This is a genomic window from Candidatus Dormiibacterota bacterium, from assembly GCA_035532035.1.
Lineage (GTDB): Bacteria > Vulcanimicrobiota > Vulcanimicrobiia > Vulcanimicrobiales > Vulcanimicrobiaceae > Tyrphobacter.
Window position 1 is genome coordinate 107267 of record DATKRS010000011.1, and the last position, 18829, is coordinate 126095.

19 protein-coding genes are annotated in these 18829 nt (G+C 64.1%); 8 read left to right on the forward strand and 11 right to left on the reverse strand.

Going from position 1 to position 18829, the window contains the following annotated elements; all coding sequences use genetic code 11:
- Window positions 1-8 precede the first annotated feature (8 nt).
- Window positions 9-1247, forward strand: a complete 1239-nt coding sequence (locus VMV82_04385; GenBank protein HUY40787.1) for an MFS transporter — start codon at window positions 9-11, stop codon at window positions 1245-1247.
- A 34-nt stretch (window positions 1248-1281) separates the two neighbouring features.
- On the opposite strand, the gene VMV82_04390 is transcribed toward VMV82_04385, so the two are convergent.
- Together VMV82_04390 and VMV82_04395 are read right to left on the reverse strand one after the other, a co-directional pair.
- Window positions 1282-1701, reverse strand: coding sequence for a PIN domain-containing protein (locus VMV82_04390; GenBank protein ID HUY40788.1), 420 nt, complete (start codon window positions 1699-1701; stop codon window positions 1282-1284).
- The gene (locus VMV82_04395) at window positions 1688-1960 is read right to left on the reverse strand and encodes an AbrB/MazE/SpoVT family DNA-binding domain-containing protein (protein ID HUY40789.1); all 273 of its coding nucleotides are present in this window, start codon (window positions 1958-1960) and stop codon (window positions 1688-1690) included. Before VMV82_04395 ends, VMV82_04390 begins: the two co-directional genes overlap by 14 nt.
- A 295-nt stretch (window positions 1961-2255) precedes the next feature.
- Here VMV82_04395 and VMV82_04400 point away from each other — a divergent pair, with 295 nt between their 5' ends.
- The 3 genes from VMV82_04400 to VMV82_04410 all read left to right on the forward strand — a co-directional run bounded on the left by VMV82_04400 (window position 2256) and on the right by VMV82_04410 (window position 4919).
- Window positions 2256-3659, forward strand: a complete 1404-nt coding sequence (locus tag VMV82_04400) for a hypothetical protein (protein ID HUY40790.1) — start codon at window positions 2256-2258, stop codon at window positions 3657-3659.
- Window positions 3660-3918: 259 nt separating this feature from the next.
- Window positions 3919-4293: an antitoxin Xre/MbcA/ParS toxin-binding domain-containing protein gene (locus VMV82_04405; GenBank protein HUY40791.1), complete on the forward strand. Its 375-nt coding sequence runs from the start codon at window positions 3919-3921 to the stop codon at window positions 4291-4293.
- Window positions 4290-4919 carry an RES family NAD+ phosphorylase gene (locus VMV82_04410; protein ID HUY40792.1) on the forward strand — a complete coding sequence of 210 codons (630 nt, stop codon included), beginning with the start codon at window positions 4290-4292 and terminating at the stop codon, window positions 4917-4919. Before VMV82_04405 ends, VMV82_04410 begins: the two co-directional genes overlap by 4 nt.
- 453 nt (window positions 4920-5372) lie before the next feature.
- Here VMV82_04410 and ssb read toward each other — a convergent pair whose 3' ends face one another.
- Both ssb and rpsF read right to left on the reverse strand, forming a co-directional pair.
- Window positions 5373-5816 (reverse strand): single-stranded DNA-binding protein, encoded by a 444-nt coding sequence (ssb, locus tag VMV82_04415; GenBank protein ID HUY40793.1) that lies wholly within the window; start codon window positions 5814-5816, stop codon window positions 5373-5375.
- Between the two features lie 81 nt (window positions 5817-5897).
- Window positions 5898-6266: a 30S ribosomal protein S6 gene (rpsF, locus tag VMV82_04420; GenBank protein HUY40794.1), complete on the reverse strand. Its 369-nt coding sequence runs from the start codon at window positions 6264-6266 to the stop codon at window positions 5898-5900.
- A 203-nt stretch (window positions 6267-6469) separates the two neighbouring features.
- Here rpsF and VMV82_04425 point away from each other — a divergent pair, with 203 nt between their 5' ends.
- Both VMV82_04425 and VMV82_04430 read left to right on the forward strand, forming a co-directional pair.
- A complete protein-coding gene (locus VMV82_04425; protein HUY40795.1) occupies window positions 6470-7606 on the forward strand; it encodes an efflux RND transporter periplasmic adaptor subunit in 1137 nt (378 codons plus the stop codon).
- On the forward strand, window positions 7603-10827 hold the full coding sequence (locus VMV82_04430) for an efflux RND transporter permease subunit (protein ID HUY40796.1): 3225 nt from the start codon (window positions 7603-7605) through the stop codon (window positions 10825-10827). Before VMV82_04425 ends, VMV82_04430 begins: the two co-directional genes overlap by 4 nt.
- A 7-nt stretch (window positions 10828-10834) precedes the next feature.
- Here VMV82_04430 and VMV82_04435 read toward each other — a convergent pair whose 3' ends face one another.
- Together VMV82_04435 and VMV82_04440 are read right to left on the reverse strand one after the other, a co-directional pair.
- Complete coding sequence (locus tag VMV82_04435; protein HUY40797.1) at window positions 10835-11737, reverse strand: XdhC family protein; 903 nt, start codon at window positions 11735-11737, stop codon at window positions 10835-10837.
- Window positions 11737-13119, reverse strand: coding sequence for a winged helix-turn-helix domain-containing protein (locus tag VMV82_04440; protein HUY40798.1), 1383 nt, complete (start codon window positions 13117-13119; stop codon window positions 11737-11739). The genes VMV82_04435 and VMV82_04440 overlap by 1 nt, the downstream gene beginning before the upstream one ends.
- A gap of 95 nt (window positions 13120-13214) precedes the next feature.
- On the opposite strand from VMV82_04440, the gene VMV82_04445 reads away from it, so the two are divergent.
- Complete coding sequence (locus tag VMV82_04445) at window positions 13215-13850, forward strand: hypothetical protein (GenBank protein HUY40799.1); 636 nt, start codon at window positions 13215-13217, stop codon at window positions 13848-13850.
- Complete coding sequence (locus tag VMV82_04450) at window positions 13850-14299, forward strand: hypothetical protein (protein HUY40800.1); 450 nt, start codon at window positions 13850-13852, stop codon at window positions 14297-14299. The genes VMV82_04445 and VMV82_04450 overlap by 1 nt, the downstream gene beginning before the upstream one ends.
- A gap of 15 nt (window positions 14300-14314) precedes the next feature.
- On the opposite strand, the gene VMV82_04455 is transcribed toward VMV82_04450, so the two are convergent.
- Genes VMV82_04455 through VMV82_04475 form a run of 5 tightly spaced genes read right to left on the reverse strand, consistent with a single transcriptional unit; the run spans window position 14315 to window position 18772 of the window.
- Window positions 14315-14866 carry an NTP transferase domain-containing protein gene (locus VMV82_04455; GenBank protein ID HUY40801.1) on the reverse strand — a complete coding sequence of 184 codons (552 nt, stop codon included), beginning with the start codon at window positions 14864-14866 and terminating at the stop codon, window positions 14315-14317.
- Window positions 14863-15600 carry a sulfite exporter TauE/SafE family protein gene (locus tag VMV82_04460; protein HUY40802.1) on the reverse strand — a complete coding sequence of 246 codons (738 nt, stop codon included), beginning with the start codon at window positions 15598-15600 and terminating at the stop codon, window positions 14863-14865. Before VMV82_04460 ends, VMV82_04455 begins: the two co-directional genes overlap by 4 nt.
- A gap of 10 nt (window positions 15601-15610) precedes the next feature.
- Entirely contained in the window at window positions 15611-17776 is a 2166-nt protein-coding gene (locus VMV82_04465; GenBank protein ID HUY40803.1) for a bifunctional (p)ppGpp synthetase/guanosine-3',5'-bis(diphosphate) 3'-pyrophosphohydrolase, read from the reverse strand.
- 22 nt (window positions 17777-17798) lie between these two features.
- The gene (locus tag VMV82_04470) at window positions 17799-18236 is read right to left on the reverse strand and encodes a hypothetical protein (protein ID HUY40804.1); all 438 of its coding nucleotides are present in this window, start codon (window positions 18234-18236) and stop codon (window positions 17799-17801) included.
- Between the two features lie 23 nt (window positions 18237-18259).
- A complete protein-coding gene (locus tag VMV82_04475; GenBank protein HUY40805.1) occupies window positions 18260-18772 on the reverse strand; it encodes an adenine phosphoribosyltransferase in 513 nt (170 codons plus the stop codon).
- Window positions 18773-18829 lie beyond the last annotated feature (57 nt).

Genomic DNA, 18829 nt, shown 5'->3' on the forward strand with positions numbered 1-18829 from the left:
GAGCTGCGATGACGTCTCGCAGATACCTGGTCTTTGCACTGATGTTCGCGGGCATCTTCATCAACTATATGGACCGGGTGAACTTCTCCGTTTCGATTCCGGCGATTCGACACACGTTCGGCTTCACTCTTCAGCAAATCGGAGCGATCGGGTTCGCATGGGCGATCGTTTATGCAATCTTCAACTTTCCCGGCGGCTGGCTCGTCGACCGGCTCGGCCTGCGCTGGGGACTCGTGGTGACGCTCGGATGGTGGTCGGTCTTCACGATTCTCACGCCGTTCGCCGGATCGCTCGCGGCCTGGTACCTCGTGCGCGGCCTCATGGGCGCCGGTGAGGCGCCGATTTGGCCGCTCAACGCGAAGTGCGCAAATACATGGGCTCGGCCCTCAGAGCGATCGACGCTCTACACGTGGGCGGGCTCCGGCCAGTTCCTCGGGCCGGCGGTGGGGACGCTGCTCGCCGGCCTCATTCTCGTGAGGTTCGGCTGGCAGTGGACGTTCATCGTCTTCGGTGCGGCGGGATTGCTGCTTCTTCCGCTTTGGATCGGCATCGTTCGCGACCATCCCGATCACGCACATCAGCGCGCCGACTGGCCCGGCATCAAAGCCGTCATCTTTAGCCGGACCGGCCTCGGGATGCTGTTCGTCTATCTGACGTTCGGCTACATCCTCTTCACATTTTTGTATTGGGTGCCGAGCTACATGTACTACACGTTCCACATGAGCATTCTCAAGAGCTCGGCGTGGGCGAGCCTCGGCGGGTTGCTCGGCTTCCTCGGCTTCATCATCTCCGGCCCATTCAACGACTGGCTCGTTCGCCGCTTCGACCGCCTCACCGCACGGCGCATCGGCTCGTGCCTTCCGATGATCTTCGCGGTCGCGTGCGTCGTCGCATCGCTCTTCAGCGCGCGCGCCGCGCTCGCGGGCGAGACCGCGGTTCTTCTCGGGCTGGCACAGCTCCTCATGAACGTCACCGTCGGTGCTTGGGCAGTCAACGTTCTCGACATCTCACCGAATCAAGCCTCGACGGGTTTCGTCTACGGCATCTACAACGGTGCGCTCAACGTCATGGGCGCGCTCAACTCGCTCATCCTGACGTGGCTCGCGACGCGCTACGGCTTTCCGATGGCGTTCGGCAGCGCGGTCGTCTTCATGCTCGTCTTCCTCGCGAGCATGCTCCTCGTGGTCGATCGCCGCAGTTACACGCGGCTGATCGATCACGCCGGGCTGGCGCGCGCTCCGCGTTGAAGAGTTGAGGAGCAACTGGCCTCTTGAGTCTCAATCATCGCACCTCGACGACACGTAGTTCGGGGAATGCGCGCCGGTAAAACGCGGCGTCGCGCGTCACGAGGCTCCCGACAGCGTAGGCATGGGCACCGATGAGAAAGTCAGCGAGGATACGGCGAGGAATGCCTGCGCCCGATGCCTTGCGCCGGCAAGCGTACGCACCGAACGCGACGCCGGCGTGCGCCCAAACGTCGAGCGCGAGCGCAGTATCTATCGCAATTCCTGACAAACGCAACACCTCATCGATGTCGTTACGATGAACGGCCGGCGACGCACGCAGCTCCGCATAGACTGCTGCGCAGATCACGACGCCGCTATTTCGGCTCGCTGATTCGATCGCCCGCAACGCAGCGTCGGCGGCCAACGAGGTGCCGGCACCCAAATCGATCACGATGTTCGTGTCAAGCGCGGTCATCGTAGTCATCATGACCTCGGACGTCGCGAAGCCACGTGTCAATTTCGGCGGCCTCCAAGCCTTCGCCGGCTCTCCATGTGCCGACGAGCGGGGCCAATCGCTCGCGAACGGCCGGAGGGGCCACCGTGACCGTGCCGTCGTCTTGAACCTCAAAGCGAAGATCGTCGCCGGGGCCGACGTGAAACAGAGCACTGATGCCGGCGGGCAGCGTCAACTGGTTCTTACTCGTAATCCTTGCTTTGAACTCCTTACCACTCATCCCTTACAAGATAGCCATTCTCGCTGCTGTCGTCAACGCCCCGGCGCGTCGTCGAGGTCGTCGCCACTGAAGGACAGCTCCTCACGGAGGTGCATCGGCGCAACGTGCGCGATCCCGTGGGGGGGACGGCGCGCAAAAAAGTGAGCGCGTAAACGAGTGAACGTCTGCAGTTAAAGCGGCCTCCGCGGGCAGGACGCGCTGGCGCACAGGACGCGCGAGTGCATAAGCGAACAGGCGCCCTTCATGTGAGGCGTGCTAGCGTCAGCATTGCCTCGTTTGCGTGCGAGGAGGAGCAATGAGGACCCGTTCTATCGTGGCCGGCGTCGTCGCTGCGGCGGTACTCGCAGCGTGTACGAGCACGGGCACGGCGTACAATCCACCCTTCGGCGGGAACATCGTGACAGTCGTCATCTCGGGATCCGCGACCGTTGCATACCAGACGAGTCCGCATTCGCCGTGGAAGCTGCTCGCACCGGGCCAGACGACGTTCGAGACGACGAATGGCACGGCGTACGGCGTCGCCTATACCTGTCCCGATATACTTCCGGCGCAAAGGGGAACGGGAGTTCGCCCGCAACGAGTGGGGTGGCAGCCGACGGCCGTCATCCAATCGACGACGCAGGAGTTCAACACGGTTCCGATTCCCTGCAGCCTGCCGCAATACGCGACCCTTTCGGGAACGTACGACGCGACGGCAATCGCAAACACGGTCGGCGTCGACGTCGACGACCAGGCTACTCCAACCAACGCTACCAGCGGCAGCTACTCGATGACCGTACCGGTCGCGACGCAGGACGTCCTCAGCTTTGCATATGACGTGAATCTCAACGTGCTCGCCGTCAAGACGTATCCGAACGTCGACGTTACGGCAAGCGGCGCGACGCAAAACATCGTATACTCGGCCGGCGACGCCGTCGGCGCGAACAAGACCGTGTCCTGGACGAATAATCCGCCCTGGACTGGCGAGACGCAGGGCTATACCGTCTCGTTCGGCGACCTCTGGCACCAGCTCAGCCTCGCAAACGCTCCTTACCCCACCCCGACGGTTACGTATCCGACAATCGCTGCCGGAGACGTCAGCGCAAACGATTTCTACACCGCTGACGGAACAGCGTATATTTTCGGCTCAGGATCCACGAACCTCGTCGAGGCGATGCAATACGGGGCGTCGCTGCCGTCGAGCATGGAGATGCCGGACGTGTGGAACGCGAACGGCCCCGACGTCACCTCGCAGCCGCAGTATACGCTCGATTTCAACGGTCTGCACGCTCCGCGCGGCGGCGTCAGCGGTTACCTGATAAGTCAGCCGTGGTATTCAGGCAACGGTCAGGACGGCTGGAATCTCGCTTTCGTGTCCGACGGTTTCCTCAAAGCGACGCGGTCGACGTATACCTTTCCGAACATCACGCTCGCCGGCTTCTCATCGATGACCGTGCCGACAGGCGACACGATTTCGTGGCAGCTCTCCGCCGTCGACTTCTCCGGCGTTTTCCTCGGCGAACTCGTGTACGTCGCCGTGGTGCTCGACCAACGACACGGCGCCGGTGCGCAGTCGGTAAACGCGCACCATATGCCTGCGCCGCTCTCCGCAATGTATCCGCTCTCAAAAGGAAGCACGAACTCGACGTCAGGCATGGGCTACATTTCGGCAGCTAGCGGCTGTACGACGGAGGGCACCGGCGCCGCCTGCGGCCAGTAGGCGAGCCCACTCCTTGGCGTTGTCCCTAGAACGCTAGAACGATAGAACGGCGTTAGTCTCACGTTTTAGGCACATTTCGTCCTAACTGGCGAGCACTAGCGGGGATCGCATCGTTAACTTTGTAATACAAAGTAAATAAGCTGTCTACGCCCGACCAAAGCCTAGCGGACCTCAACCTTCTCGACCGGCCGGCCACGGGTGCATGGCAATTCCGCCTATGTTGTGCTATATTATGGCAGAACAGCCACCAGAGGAACCAATGACAACCATCCTTGATCCCGCCCTTGCGATCGCACCTGCTACGGCCCTCAAAGCTGCCGAGCGCGTCGCAGAGCGATGGCACCTCCACCGGCAAGACCTCCCGACGCTCTTAGGCAGCAAACCGCGCACCGTTCGCTCCTGGTACGAGAATACGCCGGCAGCCCTCGATCAAGACGTCCTCGAGCGCATTGGACACGTCGTCGGGATCTACGACGCCCTTCACACCATCTTTGGCGATAGCGACTACGCCGATCGCTGGATTCAGGAGCCCAACCTAGCCTTCGGAGAGAAGAAACCCGCCGATCTCATGCTCTCGGGCAGCTTTACCGCACTCGTCGACGTGCACCGTTATTTGCAGCAGACATTCGCATGATCGTCACACTCAATGCACCGTTCATCCGTCTCGCATACCCGCTACGCAGCACTGCTGTCGAATCGCTCGTGGACAATCCCGATGAACTGAAAGCGCTCACCGGCCTCATTGGGCGTGCGCGCGGGACGTCATCCGACGAAACCATCAAGGGGTACATCATGCGCCCCTTCGAGTTTCCAAACCCGAGCCGCTTCAGCGATGGGTCCTACGGGATATTGTACGCTGCAAATTCGATCACCACCGCAGTTAGAGAAACAGCGCATCATCTTGCGCGCATATTCGCCGACGGCAATGCCCCCAAACAAGATTCACGGAAAAAGAAGCTCGCGATCGATGTAGCCGGCAAAGTCCACGATATTCGAGTCGCGGTCGACAAAGACGTCCCCACCGAGATATACGATCCGAACGACTATCGTGCAGCTCGCACATTCGGGCGATACCAACAGAAGCAAAGTATCCCGGGGCTACACTTCGACAGCGTGCGCAACACACACGGCGGCCACTGCGTCGGTGCCTTTACTCCGCATCTTGTCAAGCACGCGGCGATCGCCGGCGACGTGGCACTTGTTTGGGATGGGACGCGCTTCATAGAAGAGCACGACATCTCCCCAATCCCAGAATCCTAAACCCCAGACTGCATTAAAGCGGCGCGCTGCCCCGGGAGCTAGGGTCCGAAGATAAGGGGTTTTTCGAAGTCGGTCGACTGCGAGCTCTCCAGCGTCGTTGTATCCCGCTACTGCTCTTATCGAATGACCGTCGGATATCGCGATTCCTTGCGAATCGGCTTTCTTGACGATCGAATGTCCAGGCCCTTTTCGTTCGCCCAATCGAGTTCGATGGAAAATGCGGACGGCGAGTTAGATGGGAATTATCGCCCAGTTAGGTGGAAACTCGACCGATATCTGACACCCGCACTTGTTTGCATCGCAACCGCAATGATGCGAAAAACGCCCCGTTTGACGGGGCGTTTTTGCTTGTCTCACTTGTCTCAATTGGTGCCGTCGCGGCATTTACATTTTTAGAGCCATTTCCACCTAACTGCCGGTTTTCGATAGTTAGGGTGAGTCAGCATCAGAACGCTAGAACGGAATTTCGTCGTCGAGATCGTCGCCGCTGAAGGCGTCGCCCGTTCCGTTCGGGGCTGCCGCTGCGCGCGCACCGACGGGAGCGAACTCCTCCTCACCCGTACCGCCGCTTCCACCGTCGCGACGGCTTCCGAGCATCTGCATGTTGTCGATGACGACTTCTGTTGCTTTGCGCTTGTTGCCATCCTTGTCATCGTAGGAACGAATGACGAGGCGCCCCTCGACGAGCGTGTTCTGCCCCTTCTTGAGGTACGTGTTGCAAGTCTCGCCGAGGCGATCCCACGCCACGATGTCCACGAACGTCGTCTCCTCTTTGTTGCGCGGGTTGTTGACCGCGAGCGAAAACTTCGTCACCGCTTTGCCCGACTGCGTGTACCGGATCTCCGGATCGCGCGTGAGGTTACCGACCAAAATCACCCGGTTATAGGATCCTGCCATGATGTTTCTCTCTCTTTCGCAGTGTCACGGTGCTAGTGCAGTCCGATCCTAGGACCAATCTATGCCCACTGGTGGGCACTCTTAGGGAAGGGCCTCAGCGCTCTCCTCTGCCTCCTCCAGCCGGGGCTGGGCGGCCCTAGCGATCGCCATCTGTGCCAGGGCTTGTTTGTCGAGCCGGATCAGGAGCTCTCGCAGGACGTCCTCGTGCAATCGCAACTGGCGCTCCAGTTCCTTGGCCGCAGCCGGCGACGCGTTGAACTGCATCGCCACGTAGCTGCCCTCCCGCGCGTCCGCGATCTCGTAGGCGAGACGCTTCTTGCCGAGTTTCTCGACGGAGACGACTTGACCGCCCTGAGCACGAATGATCTCGGCAATGGCGTTCGAGCGCTCGTCGATCTCGGTCTCCTCGAGACTGGGACGCAAAATGTACGTGACCTCATAGTCGTTCATAGCCTAGGTATGCTATCACGCCGGTTTCGGCGCCGACAAGGCATGGGGCTCAAACGCCGGGGGCAAGCTTCTCAGACCGTTCGAAGGTCCTGCGGATAGCCTCTATGGGTAAGATTTCGTCAGTGACCACTGCTCGCTTTGCACCTCGAAGGAGCCTGGGCCGGCCGCTTCTCGCATGCGCCGGACTCTCTTTCGTTATGCTCATGGCCGGGTGCGCAGGCCACGGCCGGGGCGGGGCGCAAGGGCCGGCAGCGCCCCCGTATGTCGCGACTTCGATCGCTACCTTCGGGGCGATTCACCCCGCCTCGCAGCTTGCGGGCATCATCGCCCCATACGAAAACGTTGCGATCCAGACCACACTCGTCGAGGCGGCCGACGGCGTCTACGTGCAAGAGGGCGACACCGTCTATCGCGGCGAGGTGCTCGCTCGGCTCGATACCGCCGACCTCCAGGCGCAGCTCGCCGCAGACGAGGCGAACACGTCGCACGCCGTCTATCAGGGCGGCTTGTCGATCTCGCAAGCGGTCAATACCCTTCAACAAGCCGAAACGACGCTCCACACCGATCAGCTGAACCTGACCCGCGATCGTGCGCTGCTCAGCCACGGCTATCTCTCGCAACAGACCTACGACAATCAGCTCGAAGTCGTCCGTAACGACGAGCAAGCCGTTCGCACCGCCCAGGCCAACGTCCAAGCGAATGGCTCGATCGCGGGCAGCGGGCTCCAGGCGGCAGCCGTCGCGCAGGCGCGAGCGGCAGCCGAGCAAGTGCGCGTGCAGATGGCGAAGGCCACGATCGTATCGCCAATCGACGGCGTCGTCGTCAATCGCAACCTCAATCCCGGGGAGTACCCTGGCAATCGGCAGATCTTCACGATCCAGCAGATCGATCCGGTCTACGCGGTCGTCCACGGCTCGGGCGTGCAGATCGCGCACGTCGCCGTCGGCGCTCCGGCGACCGTCGACGCATCGGACCTCGGCCTGCGAGCGCCGGGAACGGTCGTCGGGGTCCTGAACGAAATCGTCCCCGGATCGACGGACTTCACCGTGAAGGTTCTGCTGCATAATCCGCAACGGCGGCTCCGGCCGGGCATGTCCGTGCAAGCATCCGTTGCGCTGCCGGCGCTGCGCGGCGTGCGCGTTCCGGAGAGCGCCTTCACGGACGAAAACCACACGGCGATCATGACGGTGGACGCGCAGCACGTCATTCACGTCGCGCAGGTCAACGAGATCGGCAACGACGGCGTTACCTCGGTGGTAACGGGCATCGCGTCCGGCACGCGCGTGGTCAACAACGGCTTGGCCAGCGTCGGCAGCGGTCAGAAAGTCTCACTGCAGTGAACCTGACGCGGCTCTTCCTGAAGCGGCCGACGCTCGTTTTCGTCATCGTATCGCTCATGCTCTTCGGCGGCATCGTCTCGCTCGCCACGATCGTCAAGGAGTACTTCCCGAACGTCTCTCGGCCGACGATCACGGTCGAAGCCGGCTACAGCGGCGCCTCCGTAACGGAGATGCGCGACAACATCGTGGCGCCGATCGAAGAGAACCTCGCCGGAACGACCGGCCTCGACAACATCAACTCGGTCGTTCAGCAAGGGCGGGCGCGAATCTCCGCAAGCTTCTCGCTGTCTTCCAACGAGGCGACCGATCTCGCGCTGACGGAGAAAGCCGTCCAAGCCGCCGAACGCCAGCTGCCGACGAACATGCAGGCGCCTACCGTCGACATCCGCGACCCTGGCGAAGAGACGGTCGTGACGCTCGCGATGTACTCGGCAAAGCTCACGCCCGCGCAGCTGGCCCTCTACGCCAACAACGTCGTCGTTCCTCAGGTTCAGCAGATCCCGGGCATCTCGTACGCGGACGTCGGCGGCACCGTCACGCCCGCCTACGAGGTCGAGGTGGATCCTGCAAAGCTTGCCGCGCGTAACCTCACCATCAACGACGTCATCAACACCATCTCGGCCGAGAACCAGCGCGTTCCCGGCGGATACGCGTACCAGCCCGGCCGCCAAACGATCATCGACGTCCGCGGTGACGTTCAGAACATCGATGAGGTCAAAGCGCTGCCGATCATCACCGCGGGAAGTGCTGCGCGCTCCTCCCAGACCGCCGGCCAAACGCAGTCGTACGCGGCAGGCGTCTCCGGCCTTCCCGGAACCGTCGACCCTTGGACCGCCTCCGCTCAGGTCACCCGCGTCGGGGACGTCGCACGCGTCGTCGCGGGCAACGAGCCGCAGCTCCAGTACGCGCGCATCAACGGGCGCCGCGGCTTCTTCCTGTCGGTGCAGAAGACCGCCGACGCGAGCGAGGTCGACGCGTCGAACGCGTTCTTGCGTGCGCTGCCGCAGCTCGAACACGAGTTTCCCGCCATTCAGTTCGAAGTCATCAACGTCGCGTCGCGCTTCACGCAGCAGCAGATCACTGCCGTCACGCACACGCTGTTGGAGGCGATCTTCCTCACGGCGATCGCGATGCTCTTCTTCTTGCGCTCGTGGCGCAGCGCGATCGTGGTCTGCATCGCCATCCCGACGTCGCTCGCGATCACGCTCACGGTGATGAAGATGATGGGCATGACGATCGACACGATCTCGATGCTCGCGATGACGCTCGTCATCGGCATCCTCGTCGACGACTCGACGGTCGTCCTGGAGAACATCGAGCGGCACTTCCGCGAGCTCAAGCAACCGCCGGAAGAAGCGGCCTATGAAGGCCGCATGGAGATCGGCGCCGCGGCGGTCGTCATCACGCTCGTCGACGTCGTCGTCTTCCTGCCGATCGCGTTCATCCCGGGGCAAGTCGGCCGCTTTCTCGTCGAGTTTGCCCTCGTGATCGTGATCTCGACGCTCACGTCGCTCTTCATCTCTTTCACTATTACGCCGACGCTCGCCGGGTTGTGGGCGCTGAAGTCGCACTGGAAGCCCTGGCGCGTCGTCGAGGCGTTCGGCCGCGGATTCGACAACGTTCGCAGCTGGTACGCGCACAAAGCGCTGCCGTGGGCCTTCGACCACCGCGCAACGGTCGTCGTAGGCTGTTTCTTGAGCTTCGTTCTCTCGGTCGCACTCGTGCCGCTCGGCGTCGTCGGCGAGACGTTCATCCCGCCGGTCGATCGCGGCGAGATCTTCGTTCAGATCAACTACCCTGAGGGGACGCCGATCGATCGGGTGCGCGCCGGTGCGTATAGGCTCGAGGCCGCGATCGACAACACGTCCGATCTCCAGCACGAGACGACCGTCGCGGGCGCGTACTCCGCGTCGTTCGGCGGCTTCGTCGTGCAACCGGACGTCGCGCAGATCCACATCTTCCTCAAGGACGCGCGCAAACACTCGACCTACTACTGGGTGGCGCAGTACCGCACGCTGGCCCACCGCGTGTTACCGAACGTGCCCACGTCGGTGATTCCCGCCTCCGGAACCGGCGGCGGCAACGCGCAGCCGCTCGACTTCCTCGTCTCCGATCTCACCGGCGGCGATCCGACGCCGTACGCGCAACGCGTGTTGGCGCTGCTGCACACGGTGCCGGGTGCGACGAGCGTCAACAGCTCCGCTCAGGATCTCGCGCCGGAGGTCTCGGTCATCTTCAACCGCCAGAAGGCCCAGGCGCTCGACGTCGACCTCGGCCAAGCCGCGGAGGCGGCCGGAGCGGCGTTCGGCGGCAACGTCGCGACGCAGTTCGAGACGCGCGCCGGCCTCGAGCAGGTGCAAGTGATCTATCCGCTCGCAGATCAAACCAGCCTCGCCACGCTCTCGGCAATCCCGATCCGCACGAACGCCGGCAACATCGTGCACCTCGGAGACTTCGCGTCCTTCGCGTGGACGCCAACGCCGCCGTTCATCACGCGCACGAACCGCAACACGGTCATTCACGTCGACGCGAACGTCGCACCCGGGGCCTCACTCTCGAACGTCGAGCGGGCCTTCATGAAGCAGCTCCACTCGCTTCACCTGCCGCCGAACGTCGTCGTTCGGCCCGCACCGCTCGGGCAACAGGACTTCATGCACCAAACGCTGGTCGGCATGGGAACCTCTCTCGTGATCTCGGTCATCTTGGTCTTCTTGCTGATGATCGCACTGTACAACAGCTACAGCTCGCCGTTCATCATCATCTTCTCCGTACCGGTCGCCGCCGTGGGCGCGATCGGCGCCCTGCTGATCACGCATCAGACGCTCAATCTCTTCTCGCTGATCGGCACGATCTTGCTGGTGGGCATCGCGACCAAGAACGGCATCTTGCTCGTCGATTACGCCAACACGCTGCGGGGGCGCGGGCGCGACAAGCTCGCCGCGATCAAAGAGAGCGCGTTCACGCGATTCAGGCCAATCGTGATGACGAGCTTCTCGATCGTCGCGGCAATGTTGCCGCTGGCGATCGCGATCGAGCCGGGGTCTTCCACGCGCTCGAGCCTCGCGATCGTCGTCATCGGCGGCGTGCTGAGCTCGCTCGTCCTGACGCTGCTGCTGATTCCGATCATCTACATGCGCTTCGCGCCGGAGAGCATCACGGCATCGAACTGGCCGCCCGAAGCCGACGCGCGGCTCGCGCAAGAAGCGGCTGCCAGAGCTTAAAACCCGCTTACAAATGGATCGGGCCGTTGCCGCGTGAGAGCGGCTCGCCCGAGCGCTCCCGCTGCACCGCGATCATCTCGGCAAGAATCGAGACCGCGGTCTCGCCGTCGGTGACGCCGCCGAGATCGAGGCCGGCCGGTCCGCGGATGCGCGCGATCTGCACGCGTTCGTAGCCCTCTGCGAGCAATGCCGCGCGCCGCGCCGCCTGCACGCGCCGGTTCCCGAGAAGCCCGACGTACGCTGCGAGCGATCCCAGAGCCGTTCGCAGCGCCGGAAGATCGAGCTTGAGGTCGTGCGACACGACGGCAATCGCCACTGCCTCTTGCGCGCGCGCGACGGCAACGGGATCGTCGGGCCACGTGAGCAGCAGCTCGTCGGCGGTCGGATGGCGCTCTCGCGTCGCGAACGGCGGACGCGGATCGACGACCGTCACGACGTAATCGGCGCGCTGCGCGAGCGCGGTCAGCTCTGCGGCGAGCGCCGTTGCACCGACGATGAGCAGACGTGGCCGGCGCCCGACGACGATCGTTTCACCGTCGAGGTCGAATGTGACGTCGCGCTCGCCGGCGGCGATCGCCTGAGCCGTCTCTTCGAAGGCGCGTTGCGGCCTCCAGACGACGACGTCGAGGGACGCCCCGCAGCCCGTTCCCGCCAAGAGCTCGTCGTCGAGCTCGAAGGGCAGCCGCACCGGAGCCGTACTGCTTTCGCCGAGCATCGCGAGCGCGCGCTCCACGATCGTTCCTTCGTGGCATCCGGCACCGATGTCCCCGGCGAACGATCCATCGGCGTCGACGACGAGCGACGTCCCTACTGCAGAGGCTTTCGCTCCTCGCGTCGCGATCAGCGTCGCAACCGCAAAAGGCTCTTCGTCGCGCAGACGCCGCGCGATCGTGCCGTAGATTTCGCGCACTACGTCGCGTGCAGCCAGCGCGCGAAGAGCGGGTCGCCGCGCAATGCGTCCAGGCGCGGATCGTTCGCAAAGAGCCTTCGGCTCGGTACGTCGATGCGTGCGAGCCACGCCAGCGCCGTCGCCGATTCGTGCCGCACCGCGAGCGCTGCTGCCAGCGATACGATCGCCGACGGATCGCTCACGGAGCCCTGCTCTCGAACGGCTCGCTCAGCACGATCGAGAGCGGCCGACGCTTGCGGCCAGTCGCGATCCTCGCTCTCGTAGTAACTCAGCAGTGCGCTCACTGCGACGTCGCGGCGCGAACCGGCTTGCTCCAGCGCGATCAGCTCGCGCTCGGCTTTGCGCCGGTCGAGCTGCCCGTCCGCAAGGGCGAGCACGAACGCCGCGCCGCGGTCGCCCGGACTCTGCGCGAGCGACTGGCTCGCATAGGCGCGGCTTCGCACGTAATCGCGTCTCAAATACGCAAGCATGGCGAGATTATCTCCCGCTTCCGTCCACGACCCGTTCAGGGCAAGCGCAGCGCGAAACTGCACCGCCGCGTCCCGCACGCTCCCCTGCGACATGAGCAGTTCGCCATACCACGTATGCGCCTCCACAAGCGTCGGATCGAGTTCGACCGCGCGATGCAACTCGCGCAACGCGATCGCAGGGTCGCCGAAGAGCGACTGCGCTTGGCCGTACGCCGCGTGAGCGTCCGCCGACGACGGATCGATCGCAAGCGCTTCTCGCGCGGCATGAAATCCAGAGCGCGCATCGGCGATCATGCGTGCGGTGCCGGCAGTGCGCACGGCGAGGCTGAGATAGGTGTCGGCCAAGCCCGCGTATCCGAGAGCGCTGTGCGGCTCTTCGCCGATGGCGCGATCGAAATACGCGATGGCTCGCTCGTCGTCGGCTATGTCCTTCGCATTGCTCCAGTAGTAATACCCCATCGCGTACGACGGCGGAACGCCGGCCGGAGGCCGCCGCGACAGGTGCCACCACGCCGCGCCTGCACTCACCACCACCACCGCTACAACGAGGCCTCCCGCGAGCCATCGGCTCCACCGCCCGCCCGCCGCAACGCGTGGCTCCCCTGTGGGAGCACCGTCGACGAGCCGGTAGCCGCGGCGCGGAACCGTTTCGATCCGCACCGCCGGATCCCAACGCTGCAGCGCGCGCCGCAGCTGGTAGATGCTCTGCGTGAGATTCGACTCTTCGATGCCGGCATGCCCCCAGACGGCGTCCATCAGCGCCGTCTTCGAAACCACGCCGCCGCGGCGTTCGAGAAGCGCCACGAGCACGTCGAGCGCCTTCGGAGGCAACGGCACGATGTCGTCGCCGCACCGCAGCACGCGTTCCTCCGCGTAAACGCAGCAGCGGTCGAGACGATACGTTTCGTTCATAATTTCATCATAGCTCGATGAGGGGTTCTTGGAGACTTCGCCGCCCCGCAGGCGAGATGATTCTCCCACGTGCCTCAGGCACAGGGAGGTAGTTCATGCGCCATTGGATCGTCGTCGCCGGGCTTTGCGCCCTTCTCGCCGCCTGCGGCGGCGGAGGAGGCGGCGGCGGAACGCCCGGACCCAACCCCAGCCCGCCCGCTCCCGCGTACTACCAACCGCTCGCGGTCGGCGATACCTGGACGTACACGTGCCACAACACGCACAACCCCGCCGAGCAGCAGTACGCGATCCAAAACTCGGTTCTCGGAACGACCACGGTCGGCGGGCAGACGGTGTACGAGTTCTCCATCCAAATACCGAGCTCGCCGACGCAGAGCACGACCGTCATCCAGTTACTCGCCAACGACGCGCAGCGCAACACGTCGATCTACGGTTATCTCGTCGGGGGCACGCCGCAGACGATCGCGCCGACGATCATCGTCGCGGCAAACCCCGGCCCGACGGGTACCGCCTACGACTACACCGGCCAAAACGCAAGCACGATCGACCGCATCTTCGAAGGCATCGAATCGAGCAATCCTACGCCGCTTGGAACGTTCACCGTAGCACCGTACTTTGAGAGCAGCTCGACGCACAACTACGGGTACGCGCTCGGCACCGGAATCGTCGAGGAGGACCATGGTCCGAGCTTTGAGTACGACTGCCTCGTCACGAGCATCGTGCTACACTGATGCTCGCGCTGGCGACCGTCGCATCCCTGTTCCTCAATGCTTTTGGGGGCCACTGGGACTGCGTCAACCATTCGCGCGGACAGCCGGCGACACGCCTGTCGTACGTTATTGCGGCCGGCCCGGGTCGTCACTGGACGATTGTCCGATGGAGCGTAGCGAGTACGGCCGAGGCCGGCACTGCGTACGTCGAATATCTCCCCGCGATTCGTGTATGGATGTACGACGACTACCATGACGACGGCGGCTTCTATCGCGACTTCTCGACAGGCCCGGACGCGAGAGGGGTTTGGCGCTGGTACGGATCGCACGACCAGCTCCACGTCGATCGCACCGACGGGCCTGAGTCGTGGAGCGTCTCCGGCGGAATCTTCCGCCAGCTCTATCAGGGCGTGGAGCACGGCGCGCTCGTCACCTACGGGTCCGCGCGATGCGCCCGATCCACCTCCTAGAGCCTTCCTGCCCGCCTACGACGGCCACTCGGCCGGCTCGTCGAAGTCGCGGAATGCACCGTCGTCGGCGACCTCGACGATTCTGCGTTGGAGCGATGGATCGTCGCGGACGACCGAGATCGTGTCGCCGTCCGGCAGCGCATCCACCAATCCGCGCGCGCGCGGACTGAAGAGTACGGGGTGTCCGGGCACCCCGGCCGCATCGACGGGGTAGGCGACGTCAAAGCCGTCGAGAGCGCGCTCCATCCGCTCGAGCGTCGAACGCCGAAGGAACGGCTTGTCGCCGAGCAACACGCCGAATGGCGAATCCTGCGGAACCGCTGCTAGGCCGAGCAGCAGCGAGTGCGTCATGCCGCGCTCCGGCTCGGCGTTGAGGACGACGCGCATGTCCGGTGCCATGCGCCGCGCGTCCGCACGACGCTCGGGCGGCACGACGACGACCGCGCCGCGCGCTTCGAGCAGCGCGGCGATGCGCTCGAGCGGCGCGCCCGCGCCGGCGAGAGGCGTGAAGACTTTCGCGAATCCCATCCTGCGCGACTCTCCCGCAGCGAGCACGACATAGATCACCGGCGAAAGAAGACCGTGGTCATCACGGCGCCGATGACGATGACGACGACGCGCCCATAGATCGGCGGCAAGCGGCGAAAGAGATGCGCGCCCGCGTATCCGCCGACGAGCGCCATCGCCGCCATCGGTATCGCAAAGCGCCAATCGATGATGCCAACGATGATGAATGGAACGAGCGCGACGCCGTTGATCGCAACCGAGAGCACGTTCTTCAGCGCGTTGGCAGCGTTGATTCCCGGAAAGCCGGTAAACGAGAGAATTGCGAGCATCAGGATGCCCATTCCGGCGCCGAAATACCCGCCGTACACCGACACTGCGAACTGGGCGACGAGCTGCCACGGGGCGTTGCGGGGCGTACCGGAGGCGTGCCGCTTGACGAGTGGGCTTGCGGCGAAGGTCACGGTCGCGAAGAGCAGCAGCCACGGGATCATTCTGGTGAAGAGCAGCGCAGGCGTACGAATCAACAGCACGGCCCCAAGCAGGCTCCCGGCAATGCTGACGGCGAGGATCGGAACGAGCAGCGCCCGAGTCGCACGCAGCTCCGGAGCGTAGCCGCGCGCGCCGCCGATACTTCCCACCCAGAGCCCCGCGCTGTTCGTGGCATTTGCGGGAATCGGCGAGACGCCGGCGGCGATCAGTGCGGGAAACGAGAGAAAGCTTCCACCGCCCGCGACGCTGTTCATTGCACCGGCAACGAACGCCACCGCATCGGGAAGCAGCGGGCTCGCGCTCAAGCGGCGGCGGTCACGAGCTCTGCGTGCGCTCGCGCTTGGTCACGCGATAGACGCGTCGCACGCCGTTCAAGCGCTCCAGCCGCGTGAGCAGCGTGTGGAGGTGGTCGAGATCGCGAATCTGCACCGTGAGGCTCGTCACCGCCAATCCATCGCGCCGCACGCGTGCGGTCACGGAGCTCACCTGCGTCTTGCGCTCGGCAAAGATCGCCATGATGTCTTGCAGCAGCTGCGGCCGGTCGGAGGCTTCGACCTCCACGTCCACCGCATGCGTGCTCTCCGTGCTGCCGCTCCACTGCGCTTGCAGAATGCGATCCGGCGTCGCGTTCATGTACGCGACGTTCGGACAGTCGGCACGGTGGACGCTGACGCCTCGCCCGATCGTGACGTAACCGATGATCGGGTCGCCGGGAACCGGCGAGCAGCACTTCGAGAGGCGCACCAGCACGTCGTCGATTCCAGCGATGCGCACGCCGCTGCCGCCGTGCGCGCTGCGCCGCGCCGGAGCGCGCCGCCCGATCTTCGTGAGATCGACGACGTTGTCTGCGCGAATCTCGTCGCGCAAGCGTTTGACCACCGTCTGCAGCGAGACGTCGCCGAAGCCGATGGCGGCAAAGAGATCCGCAGCGGAGCCGTAGTTCATGCGCTTGGCGATGCGCTCGGTCACCTCGCCGCGCACGGCATCGAGACGCACCTGATGACGAACGAGCTCGGCCTCGAGTGCTTCCTGCCCCGAGAGCACGTTTTCGGAGCGCTGCTCGCGACGGAACCACTGCTTGATCTTGTGCTTCGCACTCGACGTCTTCACGATTGAGAGCCAGTCGAGCGACGGGCGGCCGCCGGCTTTGCTGACGAGAATTTCGCAGATGTCGCCGTTTTGCATTTGATAATCGAGTGGTACGATGCGGCCGTTGACCTTCGCGCCAACGCAATGATTGCCGACGTCGGTGTGAACGGCATAGGCGAAGTCGAGCGGCGATCCTGCCGCCGGCATGGGATAGACGTCGCCGCGCGGTGAGAACACGAAGACTTGCGAGTCGAAGAGGTCGAGGCGAAGGTTCTCCATGAACGTGCGCGAGTCGCGCATGTCCTTCTGCCACTCGAGCAGCGCGCGCAGCCACGACAGCTTGTTCTCGAACTGATCCTGCTTGCCGCCTTCTTTATAGCGCCAGTGGGCGGCGATTCCGTACTCGCTCGTCCGGTGCATCTCGCGGGTGCGAATCTGAATCTCGAGCGGGTCGCCCTGCGAGCCGACGACGGTCGTATGCAGCGACTGATACATATTGGGTTTGGGCATCGCGATGTAATCTTTGAAGCGCCCGGGAAGCGGCGGCCACATCGCATGCACCGCGCCGAGCGCGGCGTAGCAGTCTTTGACGGATTCGACGATGATGCGGATCGCGGTCAAATCGTAGATCGACGAGAACTCGCGCCCGCGCTTGATCTTCGAGTAGATCGAGAAGAAATGCTTCGGACGTCCTTGGATCTCCGCCTCGATCTTCAGCGTTTTGAACTCCCGCTCGAGGCGGGCGATCGCCTCGGCAACGTCGGCTTCGCGTGAGTCGCGCGTCTTCGCGACGCGCTCCACGATGTCGCGATAGGCGTCGGGCTCGAGATACCGCAGGCAGAGATCTTCGATCTCCCACTTGATGCGCCAAATGCCCAAGCGGTGCGCGATCGGTGCGTAGATATCGAGCGTTTCCCGCGCGATTGCCTGCTGCTTGGACGCCGCTAGGCTCGCGAGCGTGCGCATGTTGTGCAGCCGGTCCGCAAGCTTGATGATGATGACGCGGATGTCGCGCGCCATCGCCATGAACATCTTGCGAAGGTTCTCGACCTGCGCGTCCTCTTTCGACTGATAGGGAATGCGCGTCAGCTTGGTGACGCCCTCGACGAGCTGCGCGATCTCCTCACCGAACGCCGCGGCGACTTGCTCGCTCGTGACGCTCGTGTCTTCGACGACGTCGTGCAGGAGGGCGGCGGCAATCGTCTGGCGGTCCATCTCGAGGTCGGCGAGAATTACCGCGACCGCCAGCGGATGGGCGATGTACGACTCCCCGGAGGCGCGGTGTTGGCCCTCGTGGGCGAGATCCGCCGTTTCGTAGACGCGCCGGAGCCACGCCCCGTCGAGTGACGGGTCGTACGAGCTTACCTTCGCGATCAGTTCGTCAACGGTCATGGGAGCCTGGGCCCCCATTGTATCACGGGGCCGGGGTCGGCGTGGCGAGCGTGTCGCGGAAGACGATCCCAGCGACCTTGCCGCTCGCGTCGAGCGCTAGTTGCTCGTAGATCGAGCCGTTCGAGCAGTTCATCTTATAGAGATAGACGCCGGCGCCCGGGGGGATGCCTGGAATCGGGACCGGTCCGAGGTACTGCAAGCCGAGCAGCGCTCCGAGCGCCCCGAGATCGGTCGATGTTTGCTGAACCTTCGCATCGTCGATCTGCGCGCTGAGCGAAGCCGTGTACTCGGTGCGGTCGATGCGTCCCGCCTGCCACAAGACGAACTGTCGCCGCGCCATCTGCGTCACCACGGGGTTCGCTGGAGGAACCGGCGTCGGCGACGGCGTCGGCGGCGCGTGGCGACGCGCCTGGACCGGCGACGTCACGATCGCGAGCGCGGCGATCGCGCAGAGCAGCATCGCGGAGAGCGCAGCCCCGCGCTTCAGTATCGTATGAATGAGACCACCTCCGCGCCCGGGAGAGCGTCGCGGCCTTTGAGCGCGTCGAGCTCGATGAGAAACGCGAACGACTCGACCTTCGCACCGAGCCGCTCGAGCAGCCGCCGCGTCGCGGAAGCCGTTCCACCGGTTGCAAGCAGATCGTCGACGACGATGACGCGATCGCCGTTCTCGAGCGCGTCGGCGTGGATCTCGAGCGAGTTCGTTCCGTACTCGAGCGCGTACGACTCGGAGAGCTTGCTGAAGGGGAGTTTGCCGGGCTTACGCACGGGGATGAATCCGGCGCCGATTCCGTAGGCGAGAGGCGCGCCCAGCATGTACCCACGGGCCTCGATGCCGACGACGTAGCCGATGCCGCGCCCTTTGAAGCGATCGACGAAGAGATCGATCGCGCTGCGGAAACCCTTCGCGTCCTTCAGCAGCGGCGTGATGTCGCGGAAGAGGATTCCGGGCAGCGGAAAATCGGGGATGGCTCGAATGAGGCTCTCAAGGCTCACGAAGGACCGGGTATTCGAGAGGCCCGGCGTCGGGCCTCCGGCCCCCGCCGGCGGCAC